Raw genomic sequence first — 14,072 nt, forward strand, 5'->3', positions numbered from 1 at the left:
GCCTAAAATACGGGCTTACCGCCAACAATGTGCTGGGCATCCAGATGGTGCTGATGAATGGCGAGGTGGTGCGGCTCGGCGGCAGCCATCTCGATCAGGAAGGCTATGACCTGCTCGGCGTCATGACCGGCTCGGAAGGCCTGCTCGGCGTCGTTACCGAGGTGACGGTGCGCATCCTGAAGAAGCCGGAGACGGCACGCGCGCTGTTGATCGGCTTTCCGACCAGCGAGCAGGGCGGCCAATGCGTCGCCGACATCATCGGCGCCGGCATCATCCCGGGCGGCATGGAGATGATGGATCGCCCGGCGATCCACGCGGCCGAGGATTTCGTCCATGCCGGCTATCCGCTGGATGTCGAGGCGCTGCTGATCGTCGAGCTCGACGGGCCGAGCGTCGAAGTCGATCACCTGATCGGCTTGGTCGAGGCGATCGCCTACCGCAACGGCTCGACCACCTGCCGCATCTCGCAGTCGGAGCAGGAGCGGCTGGGCTTCTGGGCCGGACGCAAGGCCGCCTTCCCGGCCGTCGGCCGCATCTCGCCCGACTATTACTGCATGGACGGCACCATCCCGCGCAAGCAGCTGCCGCGCGTGCTCGCCGGCATGCGCGATCTCTCCGAAAAATACGGGTTGGGCGTCGCCAATGTCTTCCATGCCGGCGACGGCAACCTGCACCCGCTGATCCTCTACGACGCCAACGTGCCGGGCGAGCTCGACAAGGCCGAGCGTTTCGGCGCCGACATATTGCGGCTGTGTGTCGAGGTCGGCGGCGTGCTCACCGGCGAGCATGGCGTCGGCGTCGAGAAGCGCGACCTGATGCCCGAAATGTTCAACCAAGTCGATCTCGACCAGCAAATGCGCGTCAAATGCGCCTTCGACCCCAGCCACCTGCTTAACCCCGGCAAGGTCTTCCCGCAGCTCCGCCGCTGCGCCGAGCTCGGACGCATGCACGTGCATCGGGGCCAGATGGCGTTTCCGGACATTCCGAGGTTTTGATGGGAACGTCCCAGAACTTGGGTTTCTCTCCCCGCTTCGCGGGGGCGAGGAACCGGAGATTGCAATGACCACCTTCACCCCATCCAGCCCCGCCGAAGTCCTCTCCACCATCCAATGGGCCACCGCGGAGGAAAGCCCGCTCGAAATCCTCGGCCATGGCTCCAAGCGGGGCATTGGCCGGCCGCTGCAGACCGAGCATTGGCTCGACCTGTCGAAGCTCACCGGCGTCACGCTCTACGAGCCGGCCGAGCTGGTGCTTTCGGCACGCGCCGGCACGCCACTCGCCGAAGTCGAAAAGCTGCTTGCCGAGAACGGCCAGCAATTCGCCTTCGAGCCGATGGATTACGGGCCGCTGCTCGGCGGCGAGCCGGGTAAGGGAACGCTGGGCGGCGTGCTGGCTTCCAACCTATCCGGTCCGCGCCGGCTCAAGGCGGGTGCGGCACGCGACCACATTCTCGGCATATCGGCGGTTTCCGGCCGCGGCGAAGCCTTCAAGTCGGGCGGCCGCGTCGTCAAGAACGTCACCGGCTACGACCTTTCCAAGCTGATGGCGGGGAGCTGGGGCACGCTCGCCGCGCTGACCGACGTCACCTTCAAGGTGCTGCCGGCGGCGGAAACGGAGGTGACTTTGGCCATTCGAGGCCTGCTCGACGATGCTGCCGTTGCGGCTATGGCGCTGGCGCTGGGCTCCAGCGCCGAGGTCTCGAGCGCCGCGCACCTGCCCGAGCGGATCGCCGCGCGGGTCGCCGCCGGCCATCTCGGCAGCGATGCCGCGACGCTGCTGCGCGTCGAAGGCTTTGGCCCCTCGGTCGTCTACCGTACCGAGGCATTGCGGAACCTGCTCAGCAAGGCCGGCCCGCTGCAGGAAATTGCCGGCGAAGCGTCGAAGGCGATCTGGCGCGACATCCGCGACTGTGTGCCTTTTGCCGATGGCGGCGCAGGGCCGGTCTGGCGCGTCTCGATGCCGCCGTCTGAGGCGCATCATATGGTGATGGCGCTGCGCATGCAGGCGGCGGTTGACGCCTTTTATGACTGGCAGGGCGGTCTCGCGTGGCTCTCGATGCGCGAGGACGACCCGGACGCGGAACTGCTGCGCGGTCTTCTTCGCAAATATGGCGGCGGCCACGCGACGCTGGCGCGCGCATCTGCCTCGCATCGCGCGGCGCTCCCCGTTTTCGAACCGCAACCGCCGTATCTGGCGGCGCTTTCCGCGCGGGTGAAGGCCGAGTTTGACCCGAAGCACATTCTCAACCCCGGCCGCATGGCGCCTACTTCCAGCTCTGCTACTCTTTCTCTGTCAACGGAGGGAGCAGCACCATGAGCAATGCCAATCCAGGCCCGGGCAGCGGCTCGCGCCAGACCGATCGCTGGCTTGAGCCGGGTCAGACCAACGCGCTGGTCATCTACATTCTCTATCTCGCCAGCCTTGTCGTCGGCGTCACCGGCATTATCGGAATCGTGCTCGCCTACATCAATCGCGGCAAGGCGGGCGGCTATGTCGAAAGCCACTACACATTCCTGATCAGGACGTTCTGGATCGGCCTTCTCTACGCGCTGATCTCGGTGGTCCTGATGATGCTCGCGATCGGCTTCCTGCTGATGTTTGCGGTTGCCGTCTGGTTCATCGTCCGCTGCATTCTCGGCCTGCAGGCGCTGCAGCGTGGCGAGCCGATCAGGGACCCGCAAAGCTGGCTTCTCGGTCAATGAGAGCATGATCCAGCAAAGTGGAAACCGGTTTGCGGAAAAGATCATGCTTAGACGATAAGGACATTTTTCGTGCAGACCAATTTTTCAGCCGCGCAGCTCGCTGACCCGCATGTCGCGGAATCGGAGAAGATCCTGCGCAAATGCGTGCATTGCGGCTTCTGCACCGCGACTTGCCCGACCTATGTAACGCTCGGCAACGAGTTGGATTCGCCGCGCGGCCGCATCTATCTCATCAAGGATATGCTGGAGAACGGCCGGCCGGCGGACAAGGAGATCGTCACCCATATCGACCGCTGCCTCTCCTGCCTTGCCTGCATGACGACATGTCCGTCAGGCGTGAATTACATGCATCTGGTCGATCATGCCCGCGCCCACATCGAGCAGACCTACAGACGGCCGCTGCTCGACCGGCTGACCCGCGCCATGCTGGCTTTCGTGCTGCCCTATCCGGGCCGCTTCCGCGCCGCACTGAAGCTCGCCCGGCTCGGCCGGCCATTGATCGGCCTGTTGGAAAAGCTGCCGACCCTGAAGCCGGTCGCCGCCATGCTAGAGCTTGCGCCGTCGTCGATCCCGCCGGCATCACGGATGGCTACGCCCGCCGTGCATGGCGGGCAGGGCACGAAACGCGGCCGCGTCGCCATCCTCACCGGCTGCGCCCAGTCGGTGCTCGATCCCGCCATCAACGAGGCGGCCGTCTCTTTGCTGACGCGGCTCGGCGTCGAGGTCGTGGTGCCGGAAGGCGAGGGCTGCTGCGGCGCGCTGGTGCATCACCTGGGCCGCGAGGATCAGGCTCTTGCGTCGGCTAGGCAAAATGTCGACGCCTGGATGCGCGCAATAGACCAGGGCGGGCTCGACGCCATCATCATCACCGCGTCCGGCTGCGGCACCACCATCAAGGATTACGGCTTCATGCTGCGTCTCGATCCGGCCGATGCGGAAAAGGCGGCTCGTGTCTCGGCGCTGGCTAAGGACATCACCGAATATCTCGCTGCCCTCGACCTGCCCGAGCCGGTGCGCAAGCCGGGCACGATCGTCGCCTATCATTCCGCCTGCTCGATGCAGCACGGCCAGAAGATTACCCGTCAGCCGAAGGAGCTTTTGGCCAAGGCGGGCTTCGTCGTGCGCGAGCCGCGCGAGGGGCATCTCTGCTGCGGCTCGGCCGGCACCTACAACATCCTGCAGCCCGACATTTCGGCCAAGCTGCGCAACCGCAAGGTGAAAAATATCGAGGCGACCGGCGCCGAAATCGTTGCCACCGGCAATATAGGCTGCATCACGCAGATCGCGTCCGCGGCGAAGCTGCCGGTGGTGCACACGATAAAATTGCTCGACTGGGCCTATGGCGGCCCGAAGCCCGATGGCGTTTCCGAGAACAGCCTGGGTGGCGCGGAATAGCTACTCAGCCGCCAGCTGGTCCGCCACACCGTAGGTCGCGCGGTAGAGCGCGCGCTGACGGCTGAGCGCCACCATGGTGTTGCGCAGCAGGATCGCCACCGTCAGCGGGCCGACGCCGCCCGGCACCGGCGTGATCCAGGAGGCGACCTCCTTGACGCTCTCGGTGTCGACATCGCCGACGATGCGGCTCTCGCCGTCCGGGCCGATTTCCGAATTGATGCCGATGTCGATGACGCAGGCGCCGGGCTTCACCATCTCGGCTTTGATCAGTCGCGGCCTGCCGACGGCGACGAACAGCGCGTCCGCGCGCCGCGCATGCGCGGCCACCGAGCGCGTCATGTGATGGCACACCGTCACCGTCGCGCCCTCGCTCATCAGCAGGAAGGCGATCGGCTTGCCGACGATCTCGGAATGGCCGACCACCACCACCTCGAGCCCCTTGAGGTCCAGGCGGGTCTCCTTGAGAAGCTCGACCGATGCGGCCGCCGTGCAGGGCGCGAGATCGAGCTGGTTGTAGACGATGTTGCCGATCGAGGCCGGATGCATGCCCTCGACGTCCTTCAGCGGGTGCACCGCCGCCTGCAGCGTCTTGATCGGGATATGCGCCGGCACCGGCCGCTGGATGATGATACCGGTGACGCGCGGATCGGCGTTGAGGCCGTGAATGGCGGCTTCCAGCTCGCCCGCCGTGATGTCGGCGGCAAAGCGCCGTTCCTCGAAGCCGATGCCGGCAAGCCCGGCCTTGGCGCGCTGGTTGCGCACATAGACGTCGACCGCGTCGGTGTCGCCGACGGTGATCGAGACCAGCTTCGGCGGGAAGCCTTCCGCTGTGGCGATGGCCGCTTCCTCGCGTACCGAAGCGATGATGCGCTGGGCGACCGGACCGCCCCTGAGATAGCGGCTGTCGTCGGACCGGGTCATAGGTGGAAACCTCTGCCTTCTGGAGCAACTCCAGAAGGGCGGTTTTCCGTCCGGAATTGCGTAAAACCAAGATTGTGCGCTGCAATAGCAGAGGTGGGCTGGGAAATCAGCCCCGAATGCGAAACATGCTGCTTCCGGGGCGACCCGTTGACGGGCTTGAAACGAAAAGGGCAGCGCGGTCTCCCGTGCTGCCCTTCGTGACTGACCGTATCCCCACACGGCCCGTCCCCCGTTAGCTCGATGCCAGTCTAAGCATGTCTCGCCAAACCGCGCTATGGCTTGGGGGCAACAGCAACCGCCAAAACTGCTCAGCGCCGCCTAACCGGCTGATTCGCAGTTACTATATCACCTCGACGGTTGTTCCGACATTGACGCGCTCGTAAAGGTCGACCACATCCTCGTTGCGCATGCGGATGCAGCCGGAGGACACCGCGCCCCCGATCGTCCAGGGCTGGTTGGTGCCGTGGATGCGGTATTCCGTGGTGCCGAGATAGAGTGCGCGCGCGCCGAGCGGGTTCTCGATGCCGCCGGCCAGATAGGTCGGCAGGTAGCGACCCTTGGCCGCCTCGCGGGCGATCATTGCCGCCGGCGGGCGCCAGTCCGGCCACACTTTCTTGTCGGTGATCTTGTGCGTGCCCGACCATTCGAAACCGGGCTTGCCGGTGCCGACACCGTAACGGCGCGCCTTGCCGTCCTTCTCGACAAGATAAAGGAAGTTCTGGTGGGTATCGATGACGATCGTGCCCGGCCTCTGCGGCCCGTCATAGGCGACTTCCTGAGGCAGGTAGATCGGGTTGATCTGTGGCCGCATCACCATGCGCTTGGCAGGCTGCCGCACGGCTGCGGTGCGCCGCTGGTCGGGCTGCGCCTGGAAAAGCCGCCGCAGCGGCTGCTGGGTCGCCTGGCGGCTCGGGCGCACGATCCCTGGCGCATGGCCGAGCTGCAGCACCCAAGGCGCTGAAAGGTCGGGGCTCACCATCACGGGCGGCCTGTCGGCATAACGGTCATTGGCGAAAGAGGTCGTCGCGCCGGCGGCAAGCACCGCGGCTGCGCCGAGCACGAAAGTGAACGCTGTCTTCATCGGAACGCACCTTGATCGTCGAACTCGTCCGAGGCAGGGGGAAAAGGCCTCGGCGTGGCGATCCTTGGCGCTGAGCGGCAAGCAAAACATGAATCGAAATGCGTAAAATGCCGACTTGTCAGTAAACTTTGTGGTGTGGTTACCGGCCGGTTCAGGAATCTGGTAAAGCCACCGTAAAACCGACGCTTTGGCGCATTAACGGACGGATTTCCCGACAATGGAACAAGAACATGCCGGCCTGCTCGACGGCCCCGACGGTATCACGCGCTGCTTCTGGCACGGCAATCTGCCGGACTATCTGCACTATCACGACCATGAATGGGGCCGGCCCGTAGCGGACGATCGCCGGCTCTTCGAAAAGATCTGCCTCGAAGGCTTCCAGTCCGGTCTCTCCTGGCTGACCATCCTGCGCAAGCGGGAGAATTTCCGCGAGGCCTTCGCCAATTTCGACTTCGACAGGGTGGCGGCGCTCACCGACAAGGATGTCGAGCGTCTGCTCGGCAATGTCGGCATCATCCGCCATCGCGGCAAGATCGTCTCGACCATCAACAACGCTAGGCGCGCCCGTGAAATGGCCGATGAATTCGGCTCGCTGGCCGCCTGGTTCTGGAAGTTCGAGCCGGGGCCTGACGAGCGGCCGAGGGTCGTCGACCTTGCGCATCTGCGCGCCAATCCGACGACGGCGGTCTCGGTCCGGATCTCGAAGGACCTGAAGAAGCGCGGCTGGAGCTTCGTCGGCCCGACCACCGTCTACGCCTTCATGCAGGCGATGGGCTTGGTCAACGACCATCTCGAAGGCTGTGTCTGCCGGGCAGAGGTGGAGGCCGAGCGGCAGAGGTTCAGGAGACCGAAATAGCGTCACCTCTACCTGCCCCTTATGGCCCCCTTGTGGGCAGGTCGCGCCGAAGGCGCGGGTCGGGTCGCAAAACCGAGCTCATCGCCTCCGACGCTACGCGTCCGCACATTGTGAGGTGGGGGAAGATCAGAGGCTGCCGGCGCTTGTCAGAAACAGCCCGGCGATGATGGCCGCCACGGCCGCAAAGGCCGGGTAGATCACCAGCAGTCCGGTCACCAGCGCGTCGCGCACCGTCGGCTTGTGGGCTTCCGCCACGACCTCGAACGGCCCTGCGGGCTGCTGTGCTGGCTTGGGGGTGGCGCTGCCGGCCGGCCGGAGCTTGGCAACCGGCTTGCTCTCGATGATGTCTTCCGTGGTCGTCATGGCCCGAACCCTTATTTCGGCGCGCTTTATGGTCCTTGATTGTGTCGGCAGCATGCCGCGCTGGTGACGCAATTGTTTCGTTCTTGGCGCCGTTTTGTTTCGAAGGCGCGGCCTTTCCTTCTCGGCACAAAGGAGGGGGACGGCGCCAACCCTTGCCGCCCAAGGCGGTATCGTCTAGGACACGCCCGCTCGAAATAAGTCAGCGTTCACATAGCGAAAAGACCCATCCATGGCCGACAAATCGGAAAAGACGAAAGCGCGCCTGCCGCGCGGTTTTGCCGACCGCAGCGCCGAAGACATCCGCGCCGTCGAGAAGATGATGGCGACCATCCGGTCGGTCTATGAGCTTTACGGCTTCGAGCCGGTCGACCAGCCGATGATCGAATACACGGATGCTTTGGGCAAATTCCTGCCCGACCAGGACCGGCCGAACGAAGGCGTCTTCTCGTTCCAGGACGATGACGACCAGTGGCTGTCGCTGCGCTACGACCTGACGGCGCCGACGGCGCGTTTCGTCGCCGAGAATTACGACCGCCTGCCGAAACCCTATCGCAGCTACCGGTCCGGCTGGGTGTTCCGCAACGAGAAGCCGGGCCCCGGCCGCTTCCGCCAGTTCATGCAGTTCGACGCCGACACCATCGGTACGCCGGGCGTCGCCGCCGACGCCGAAATGGCGATGATGATGGCCGACGTGATGGAGGCGCTTGGCATCAAGCGCGGCGACTACGTCATCCGCGTCAACAACCGCAAGGTGCTGGACGGTGTGCTGGAGGCGATTGGGCTTGGCGGTGAGGAGAATGCCGGGCGCAGGCTGACGGTGCTGCGCGCCATCGACAAGCTGGACAAGCTCGGGCCGGAAGGCGTGAGGCTGCTGCTTGGCCCGGGACGATGGGATGGCGGCAAGGAAGGCGAAGGCGATTTCGCAAAGGGCGCGGGGCTGAATGACGCGCAGGCCGAAGCGGTTCTTCTCGCAACGGCAAGGAAGGGACAGGCTGGCCAGGATTCCACCGTCGGTGCCAACCCTGTGTATCAGGAAGGCGTCGGCGAACTTGCAACGATTGAAGCTCTGGTCAGGGCTGCAGGATATGGGGAGGACCGCGTTGCGATGGACCGCTCCGTCGTGCGCGGCCTCGAATATTACACCGGCCCGGTCTTCGAGGCCGAGCTGCTGGCCGAGATCCCCAACGAGGACGGCCAGATCGTGCGCTTCGGCTCGGTCGGCGGCGGCGGCCGCTATGACGGGCTGGTCTCGCGTTTCCGCGGCGAGCCGGTACCGGCGACCGGCTTCTCGATCGGCGTCTCGCGGCTAATGACGGCGCTGAAGAACCTCGGCAAGCTCGACACTTCCGACGTCATTGCGCCGGTCGTCGTCCTGGTCATGGATAAGGATACGGAAAGCCTCGGCCGCTACCAGAAGATGGTCGCCGATCTGCGCGCCGCCGGCATTCGCTCGGAAATGTATCTCGGCGGCGCCGGTATGAAGGCGCAGCTGAAATATGCCGACCGTCGCGGCAGCCCGATCGCCGTCATCCAGGGCGGCGACGAGCGCGTCAAGGGCGAGGTGCAGATCAAGGACCTGATCGAAGGCGCGCGCCTGTCGGCCGAGATCACCGATAACGCGGAATGGCGCGCCGCGCGCCCGGCGCAGGTGACGGTAGCGGAGAGCGAGCTGCTCTCCGAGGTGAAGAAGATCCTGGCAGCGCAGGCCGAGGAGCGGGCACGTGGCAAGTAGGGCGCCAACCTCTCCTTCTCCCTTTGTGGGAGAAGGTGGCCGAGCGAAGCTCGGTCGGATGAGGGGTGTTCCAGGGAGCGCCGGCGTCTCATTCCTTCCAGCACCCCTCATCCGTCTTGGCGCTGCGCGCCAATCCACCTTCTCCCACAAGGGGAGAAGGGGAGGTGGTGCTTTATGACTTCCCGCTATCCCGCCATCGCCGCCGACGTCGCAAAACTCTTCGCTGCCCGGGACACCCACGCGGTCGAGGTGGCCGTGCTGCAGCCGGCCGATCCGTTCCTCGACATGGCGGGCGAAGACCTGCGCCGCCGCATCTTCCTGACCGAGAGCGAGACCGGCAAGACGCTCTGCCTCAGGCCCGAATTCACCATTCCGGTCTGCCTCGACCACATCGCCAGCCAGGCCGGCACGCCGCGGCGCTATTCCTATCTCGGCGAGGTGTTCCGACAGCGCCGCGAGGGCGGCAACGAGTTCTTCCAGGCCGGCATCGAGGATCTCGGCGATCGTGATACCGCCGCCGCTGACGCGCGCTCGCTGGCCGACGCGCACGCGCTGCTCTCGCTGGTGCTGCCCAGCGTGCCGCTCGCCATCACGCTCGGCGACCAGACCTTGTTCGAGGCGGTGCTGGCCGCGCTCGGCCTGCCGCGTGGCTGGCGCATGCGCCTCGCCCGCGCCTTCGGCTCGGCGTCGATGCTGGAAGCGGCCCTTGCCGACCTCGCCAATCCGCCGCGCAACAGCCAGCTGTCGGGTCCGGTGGCCTTGCTGGTGCTCGACAGCGATACCGACGGCCTCGCCGCTTATATCGCCGCCGGCATGGAAGAGGCCGGGCTGTCGGCCTCCTCGGGCCGCGCCCCGGCCGACATCGCGCGGCGGCTGATCGAGAAGGCGCAACTGCGCAGCGTGCGGCTGTCCGACGAGGCGTTCTCGGCGTTGAAAGGATTTCTCGAGATCGACGTCGCGCTGGGCGGAGCAACTGAGGCGCTGGAAAAATTCGCCGCCGCTGCCGGCCTGTCCCTTGGCGCGGCGCTCGAAAATTTCGCGGCCCGCGCCGAGGCGATCGCGGCGCATGGCCTGCCGGTCGAAAAGATCCGCTATGACGCCGCCTTCGGCCGTCCGCTCGATTACTATACCGGTCTCGTCTTCGAGATTGCTGCCCAGGGTGGCGACCGTCCGCTGGTGGGCGGCGGTCGTTACGATCGGCTGCTGACGCTGCTCGGCGCGAAGAAGCCTATCCCCGGCGTCGGCTTCTCGGTGTGGCTCGACCGCATCGAAGCATTACGGGAGCCCACGCGATGATCACGCTGGCGATCCCATCCAAGGGCCGTCTCAAGGAGCAGTCGCTTGAAGTCCTGGCCAAGGCCGGACTGGCGGTCACTCTGCCCGAGGACGACCGCAAATACCGCGCCCGTATCGACGGCCTCGACAATGTCGAGGTGGCCTTCCTCTCGGCGTCCGAGATCGCCGGCGAGATCGGCCAGGGCGCGGTCGATCTCGGCATCACCGGCGAGGATCTGCTGCGCGAAAACCTCGCGGGCTGGGAAGCGCGCGCCGAGATCGTCGCCCGTCTCGGCTTCGGTCATGCCGATGTCGTCGTGGCGGTGCCGGGTATCTGGCTCGACGTCGCTACCATGGCCGATCTCGACGATGTCGCCGCCGATTTCCGCCAGCGTCATGGCCGGCGGCTCAGGATCGCTACCAAATACTGGCGGCTGACGCAGCAGTTCTTTTCGCTGAAGCACGGCATCCAGGTCTACCGCATCGTCGAAAGCCTCGGCGCCACCGAAGGCGCACCGGCGGCCGGCCTTGCCGACGTCATCGTCGACATCACCACCACCGGCTCGACGCTGCGCGCCAACCATCTCAAGGTGCTGGGCGATGGAATAATCCTGAAGTCGCAAGCCTGTCTCGTTGCTTCCAGGAAGGTCCGCGACGCGGCCGATGAGGCACAGTTGCGTGGCATCGCCACGAAGATGGCTGCGCTGGTCGCTTAACCCATACCTTCGGCGGGTTTCCACCGTCCCGGCAGGCTGATAGGCTGGCTCATCCCGGGAGGTGACGGCGATGGCGATCAAACTCGACGAGCTCATGAACGCCACCAATCTGCGCGGGCGCGGAACGCATGGCACCTTCATTGCTCCGATGGACGGCAGGGCGCATGTCTCGGGCGACCGTTCGACGCCGTTGCTCGACAAAACCATTCCGGAACTGTTCTCCGATACGGTGAGCAGATACGCCACGCTCGATGCCGCCGTCTTCGTCGGCCAAGACAAGCGCTTCACCTGGAGCGAGCTGTCGGATGCGGTCGACGCGCTGGCCGCCGGCTTCCTGGCGCTCGGCCTGGAGAAGGGCGATCGCGTCGGCATCTGGTCGCCCAACCGCTGGGAATGGCTGGTGACGCAGTTCGCCACCGCGCGCATCGGCCTGATCCTGGTCAACATCAACCCGGCCTACCGGCTCAGCGAGCTGGAATATGCGCTCAACAAGGTCGGTTGCAAGGCGCTGGTCACGGCGGTCAGCTTCAAGACCTCCGACTATCTCGGCATGATCGAGACGCTGGCGCCGGAGATCGCCAAGGCCGAGCCCGGCAAGCTCGAGGCAGAGAAGCTGCCATCGCTGAAGATCGTCATCCGCATGGGCGAGGACAACTCGCCCGGCATGTTCAATTTCGGCGATGTGCTCGCAATGGCCGGACGCGACGAGCATGACAGCCTCGATCGCATCTCCGAAAGCCTGAGGCCCGGCGACGCCATCAACATTCAGTTCACCAGCGGAACGACGGGCGCGCCGAAGGGCGCGACACTCACCCATTCGAACATCGTCAACAACGGCAGCTTCGTCACCTCGGCGATCAAGCTCACCGTCGACGACCGGCTCTGCATCCCTGTGCCGCTCTATCATTGCTTCGGCATGTCGATGGGCACGATGGGCTGCGTCACCAAAGGCGCCACGATGGTCTTCCCGGGCGAAGGTTTTGACGCGGGCGCGACGCTCAGAGCCGTCGCGCAGGAACGTTGCACCGGCCTTTATGGCGTGCCGACCATGTTCGTCGCCATGCTCGATCATGCCGATTTCTCTAGCTTCGACCTCTCCAGCCTGCGCACCGGCATCATGGCCGGCTCGCCATGCCCGATAGAGGTGATGAAGAAGGTGGTTTCGCTGATGCATATGGCGCAAGTGACCATTGCCTATGGCATGACCGAGACCAGTCCGGTTTCTTTCCAGAGCAGCGTCGACGACCCGCTGGAAAAACGCGTCTCCACGGTCGGCCGCATCCATCCGCATGTCGAGGTCAAGGCGATCGGCGCCGATGGCGCCACCGTCCCGGTCGGCGAGCCGGGCGAGCTCTGCACACGCGGCTATTCGGTGATGAAGGGCTATTGGGACGACGCGGAAAAAACCCGCGAGGCGATCGACGCTGACGGCTGGATGCACGCCGGCGACCTCGCGACGATCGACGCGGAGGGCTATTGCAACATTGTCGGCCGGGTGAAGGACATGGTCATCCGCGGTGGCGAGAACGTCTATCCGCGCGAGGTCGAGGAATTCCTCTACCGCCACCCCAAGATCAAGGAAGTGCAGGTCTTCGGCATTCCCGACGACAAATATGGCGAGGAGATCTGCGCCTGGATCGTGCTGAAGCCCGGCCAGATCGCCACCGCTGAGGAGATCAAGGCCTTCTGCAGCGGCCAGATCGCGCATTACAAGGTGCCGCGCTACATCCGCTTCCGCACCGAGCTGCCGATGACAGTGACCGGCAAGCCGCAGAAATTTCTGATGCGCGAGGCAATGGTGGAGGAACTGGGGCTGGTGGCGCAGAAGACGGCGTGAAGCGGGATTGATCCGGAAATATTCAGCCTTTGCAAAACGCGCTCGAAGCGCAACTGCCGACCACGCGTTTGGATGGGATTATGGACAACGAGTTCCCAAATTTCGCGGCGCTGAAGGCCGCCAAAACTGAAAACGTGGACTATCGCATCGTCGTGCGGCGTGGCGCTCGAACCGGCAATGCGATCGTCCTCGCGCCGCACGGTGGGAAGATCGAGCCCCGCACCTCCCTGATTGCCGAGACGGTGGCAGGGAGCGATCTGGATCTGTATTGCTTTGAAGGACTGATGCCGCAAAACAATCGCGAGTTGCACATAACGTCAAATAACTTTGACGAGGAATCCGCGCTCGACTTGGTGCGGGCGAAGTCGATTGTCGTCGCTATCCACGGTCGCCAGGATCGGGACGATCCCTCGACAATCTATATGGGCGGCAAGGATGCCGCGCTGATTACAGAGATAGTTCGGCGCCTCCAGGAAGCCGGCTTCAACACCAAAAGGGACAACCATATTTTTCCAGGCATCGGCGATTTGAACATCGTCAATCGTGGATTGACCGGCAAAGGAGCGCAGCTGGAGATACCCTTCTCCCTGCGCCAGCGGCTGGGGAACGAGCCGGAACTTTTGGGAAAATTCTGCACGGCGGTTCGCAAGGCGATTGACACCGTCGATGCCAGAAGCTGTTCGATCGTGTCCTAAAGCCGCCTCACCCAGACCGGCAAGGGGAGTACGCCACGCACGCGTGAAGTCCTAGCACGGGTGCTTTGTGGATGGTCGTTTCGGTGCGCTGGAACAGCCGGCGCCGCAACTCCTCGCGCATCCTCGGCAGCAGCGGGTCGGCTTTCTGCAAAGAAGTCGAACGCCGGGTGATCGGTCCGTCCACTTCGCAATGATGTCGGCTGGGGTGCTTCCCACAGGCTTTTCCGCTAAATTCGCGGAAACGCAGGGGCTTCAATGACTGGTTTCGCGCGGTCGGTGACTTCCTACACGATGCCATTGGCCGCCCTGGTGACGGCTGTCGCGGTCAGAGCCAGCGGCCTTTCGGTTGACGAAGGTTCGCTGAACATCAGGATTGTCGTTGGAGCGCTTTCGAGTGCGATCATGTTCATCACAATTTTCGTGGTGCTCGACCACGCCGAGGCAGTGGCCCGGCGCGTGGGGGAGCCGTACGGGACGTTGGTGCTGACCTTTGCCGTGA

13 protein-coding genes and 1 pseudogene are annotated in these 14,072 nt (G+C 64.6%); 11 read left to right on the forward strand and 3 right to left on the reverse strand.

The features are described from left to right. The 4 genes from EOA60_RS03315 to glcF all read left to right on the forward strand — a co-directional run. Nucleotides 1-995, forward strand: a 995-nt coding sequence (locus EOA60_RS03315; RefSeq protein ID WP_128311064.1) for an FAD-linked oxidase C-terminal domain-containing protein, incomplete at its 5' end; no start/stop codon positions are given. Nucleotides 996-1,059: 64 nt separating this feature from the next. Continuing rightward, nucleotides 1,060-2,316: an FAD-binding protein gene (locus tag EOA60_RS03320; RefSeq protein WP_095825785.1), complete on the forward strand. Its 1,257-nt coding sequence runs from the start codon at nt 1,060-1,062 to the stop codon at nt 2,314-2,316. Next, complete coding sequence (locus EOA60_RS03325; protein ID WP_067327357.1) at nt 2,313-2,702, forward strand: DUF4870 domain-containing protein; 390 nt, start codon at nt 2,313-2,315, stop codon at nt 2,700-2,702. Before EOA60_RS03320 ends, EOA60_RS03325 begins: the two co-directional genes overlap by 4 nt. Nucleotides 2,703-2,771: 69 nt before the next feature. After that, nucleotides 2,772-4,097: a glycolate oxidase subunit GlcF gene (gene glcF / locus EOA60_RS03330; protein ID WP_095825784.1), complete on the forward strand. Its 1,326-nt coding sequence runs from the start codon at nt 2,772-2,774 to the stop codon at nt 4,095-4,097. On the opposite strand, the gene EOA60_RS03335 is transcribed toward glcF, so the two are convergent. Further along, nucleotides 4,098-5,018 (reverse strand): bifunctional 5,10-methylenetetrahydrofolate dehydrogenase/5,10-methenyltetrahydrofolate cyclohydrolase, encoded by a 921-nt coding sequence (locus EOA60_RS03335; protein WP_095801078.1) that lies wholly within the window; start codon nt 5,016-5,018, stop codon nt 4,098-4,100. 340 nt (nt 5,019-5,358) lie between these two features. Then, nucleotides 5,359-6,099 carry a L,D-transpeptidase gene (locus tag EOA60_RS03340; protein ID WP_095825782.1) on the reverse strand — a complete coding sequence of 247 codons (741 nt, stop codon included), beginning with the start codon at nt 6,097-6,099 and terminating at the stop codon, nt 5,359-5,361. 217 nt (nt 6,100-6,316) lie between these two features. Here EOA60_RS03340 and EOA60_RS03345 point away from each other — a divergent pair, with 217 nt between their 5' ends. Further along, on the forward strand, nt 6,317-6,955 hold the full coding sequence (locus EOA60_RS03345; protein ID WP_095825781.1) for a DNA-3-methyladenine glycosylase I: 639 nt from the start codon (nt 6,317-6,319) through the stop codon (nt 6,953-6,955). A gap of 126 nt (nt 6,956-7,081) precedes the next feature. Here EOA60_RS03345 and EOA60_RS03350 read toward each other — a convergent pair whose 3' ends face one another. Then, nucleotides 7,082-7,318 (reverse strand): hypothetical protein, encoded by a 237-nt coding sequence (locus tag EOA60_RS03350; protein ID WP_066989234.1) that lies wholly within the window; start codon nt 7,316-7,318, stop codon nt 7,082-7,084. Between the two features lie 229 nt (nt 7,319-7,547). Here EOA60_RS03350 and hisS point away from each other — a divergent pair, with 229 nt between their 5' ends. The 6 genes and pseudogenes from hisS to EOA60_RS03380 form a co-directional block, all read left to right on the forward strand. Continuing rightward, complete coding sequence (gene hisS, locus EOA60_RS03355) at nt 7,548-9,050, forward strand: histidine--tRNA ligase (protein WP_095825780.1); 1,503 nt, start codon at nt 7,548-7,550, stop codon at nt 9,048-9,050. Nucleotides 9,051-9,224: 174 nt separating this feature from the next. Next, the gene (locus EOA60_RS03360; RefSeq protein ID WP_066989230.1) at nt 9,225-10,346 is read left to right on the forward strand and encodes an ATP phosphoribosyltransferase regulatory subunit; all 1,122 of its coding nucleotides are present in this window, start codon (nt 9,225-9,227) and stop codon (nt 10,344-10,346) included. Continuing rightward, nucleotides 10,343-11,041: an ATP phosphoribosyltransferase gene (gene hisG / locus EOA60_RS03365; protein WP_128311066.1), complete on the forward strand. Its 699-nt coding sequence runs from the start codon at nt 10,343-10,345 to the stop codon at nt 11,039-11,041. The genes EOA60_RS03360 and hisG overlap by 4 nt, the downstream gene beginning before the upstream one ends. A 70-nt stretch (nt 11,042-11,111) precedes the next feature. Beyond that, a complete protein-coding gene (locus tag EOA60_RS03370; protein ID WP_095825778.1) occupies nt 11,112-12,878 on the forward strand; it encodes an AMP-binding protein in 1,767 nt (588 codons plus the stop codon). Nucleotides 12,879-12,958: 80 nt separating this feature from the next. Then, entirely contained in the window at nt 12,959-13,573 is a 615-nt protein-coding gene (locus EOA60_RS03375) for a poly-gamma-glutamate hydrolase family protein (protein ID WP_127325202.1), read from the forward strand. A gap of 255 nt (nt 13,574-13,828) precedes the next feature. Beyond that, nucleotides 13,829-14,072, forward strand: a pseudogene (locus tag EOA60_RS03380) (ionic transporter); the annotation flags it as partial.

Source organism: Mesorhizobium sp. M1A.F.Ca.IN.020.06.1.1 (assembly GCF_004023265.1).
GTDB lineage: Bacteria > Pseudomonadota > Alphaproteobacteria > Rhizobiales > Rhizobiaceae > Mesorhizobium.

What these genes read in the sequence shown, in the direction of transcription:
- EOA60_RS03375 (WP_127325202.1), top strand. Translation starts at nt 12,959, where the DNA reads ATGGACAACGAGTTCCCAAATTTCGCGGCGCTGAAGGCCGCCAAAACT.
- EOA60_RS03370 (WP_095825778.1), top strand. Translation starts at nt 11,112, where the DNA reads ATGGCGATCAAACTCGACGAGCTCATGAACGCCACCAATCTGCGCGGG.
- hisG (WP_128311066.1), top strand. Translation starts at nt 10,343, where the DNA reads ATGATCACGCTGGCGATCCCATCCAAGGGCCGTCTCAAGGAGCAGTCG.
- EOA60_RS03320 (WP_095825785.1), top strand. Translation starts at nt 1,060, where the DNA reads ATGACCACCTTCACCCCATCCAGCCCCGCCGAAGTCCTCTCCACCATC.
- EOA60_RS03360 (WP_066989230.1), top strand. Translation starts at nt 9,225, where the DNA reads ATGACTTCCCGCTATCCCGCCATCGCCGCCGACGTCGCAAAACTCTTC.
- EOA60_RS03345 (WP_095825781.1), top strand. Translation starts at nt 6,317, where the DNA reads ATGGAACAAGAACATGCCGGCCTGCTCGACGGCCCCGACGGTATCACG.
- hisS (WP_095825780.1), top strand. Translation starts at nt 7,548, where the DNA reads ATGGCCGACAAATCGGAAAAGACGAAAGCGCGCCTGCCGCGCGGTTTT.
- EOA60_RS03340 (WP_095825782.1), bottom strand. Translation starts at nt 6,099, where the DNA reads ATGAAGACAGCGTTCACTTTCGTGCTCGGCGCAGCCGCGGTGCTTGCC.
- EOA60_RS03335 (WP_095801078.1), bottom strand. Translation starts at nt 5,018, where the DNA reads ATGACCCGGTCCGACGACAGCCGCTATCTCAGGGGCGGTCCGGTCGCC.
- EOA60_RS03325 (WP_067327357.1), top strand. Translation starts at nt 2,313, where the DNA reads ATGAGCAATGCCAATCCAGGCCCGGGCAGCGGCTCGCGCCAGACCGAT.
- EOA60_RS03350 (WP_066989234.1), bottom strand. Translation starts at nt 7,318, where the DNA reads ATGACGACCACGGAAGACATCATCGAGAGCAAGCCGGTTGCCAAGCTC.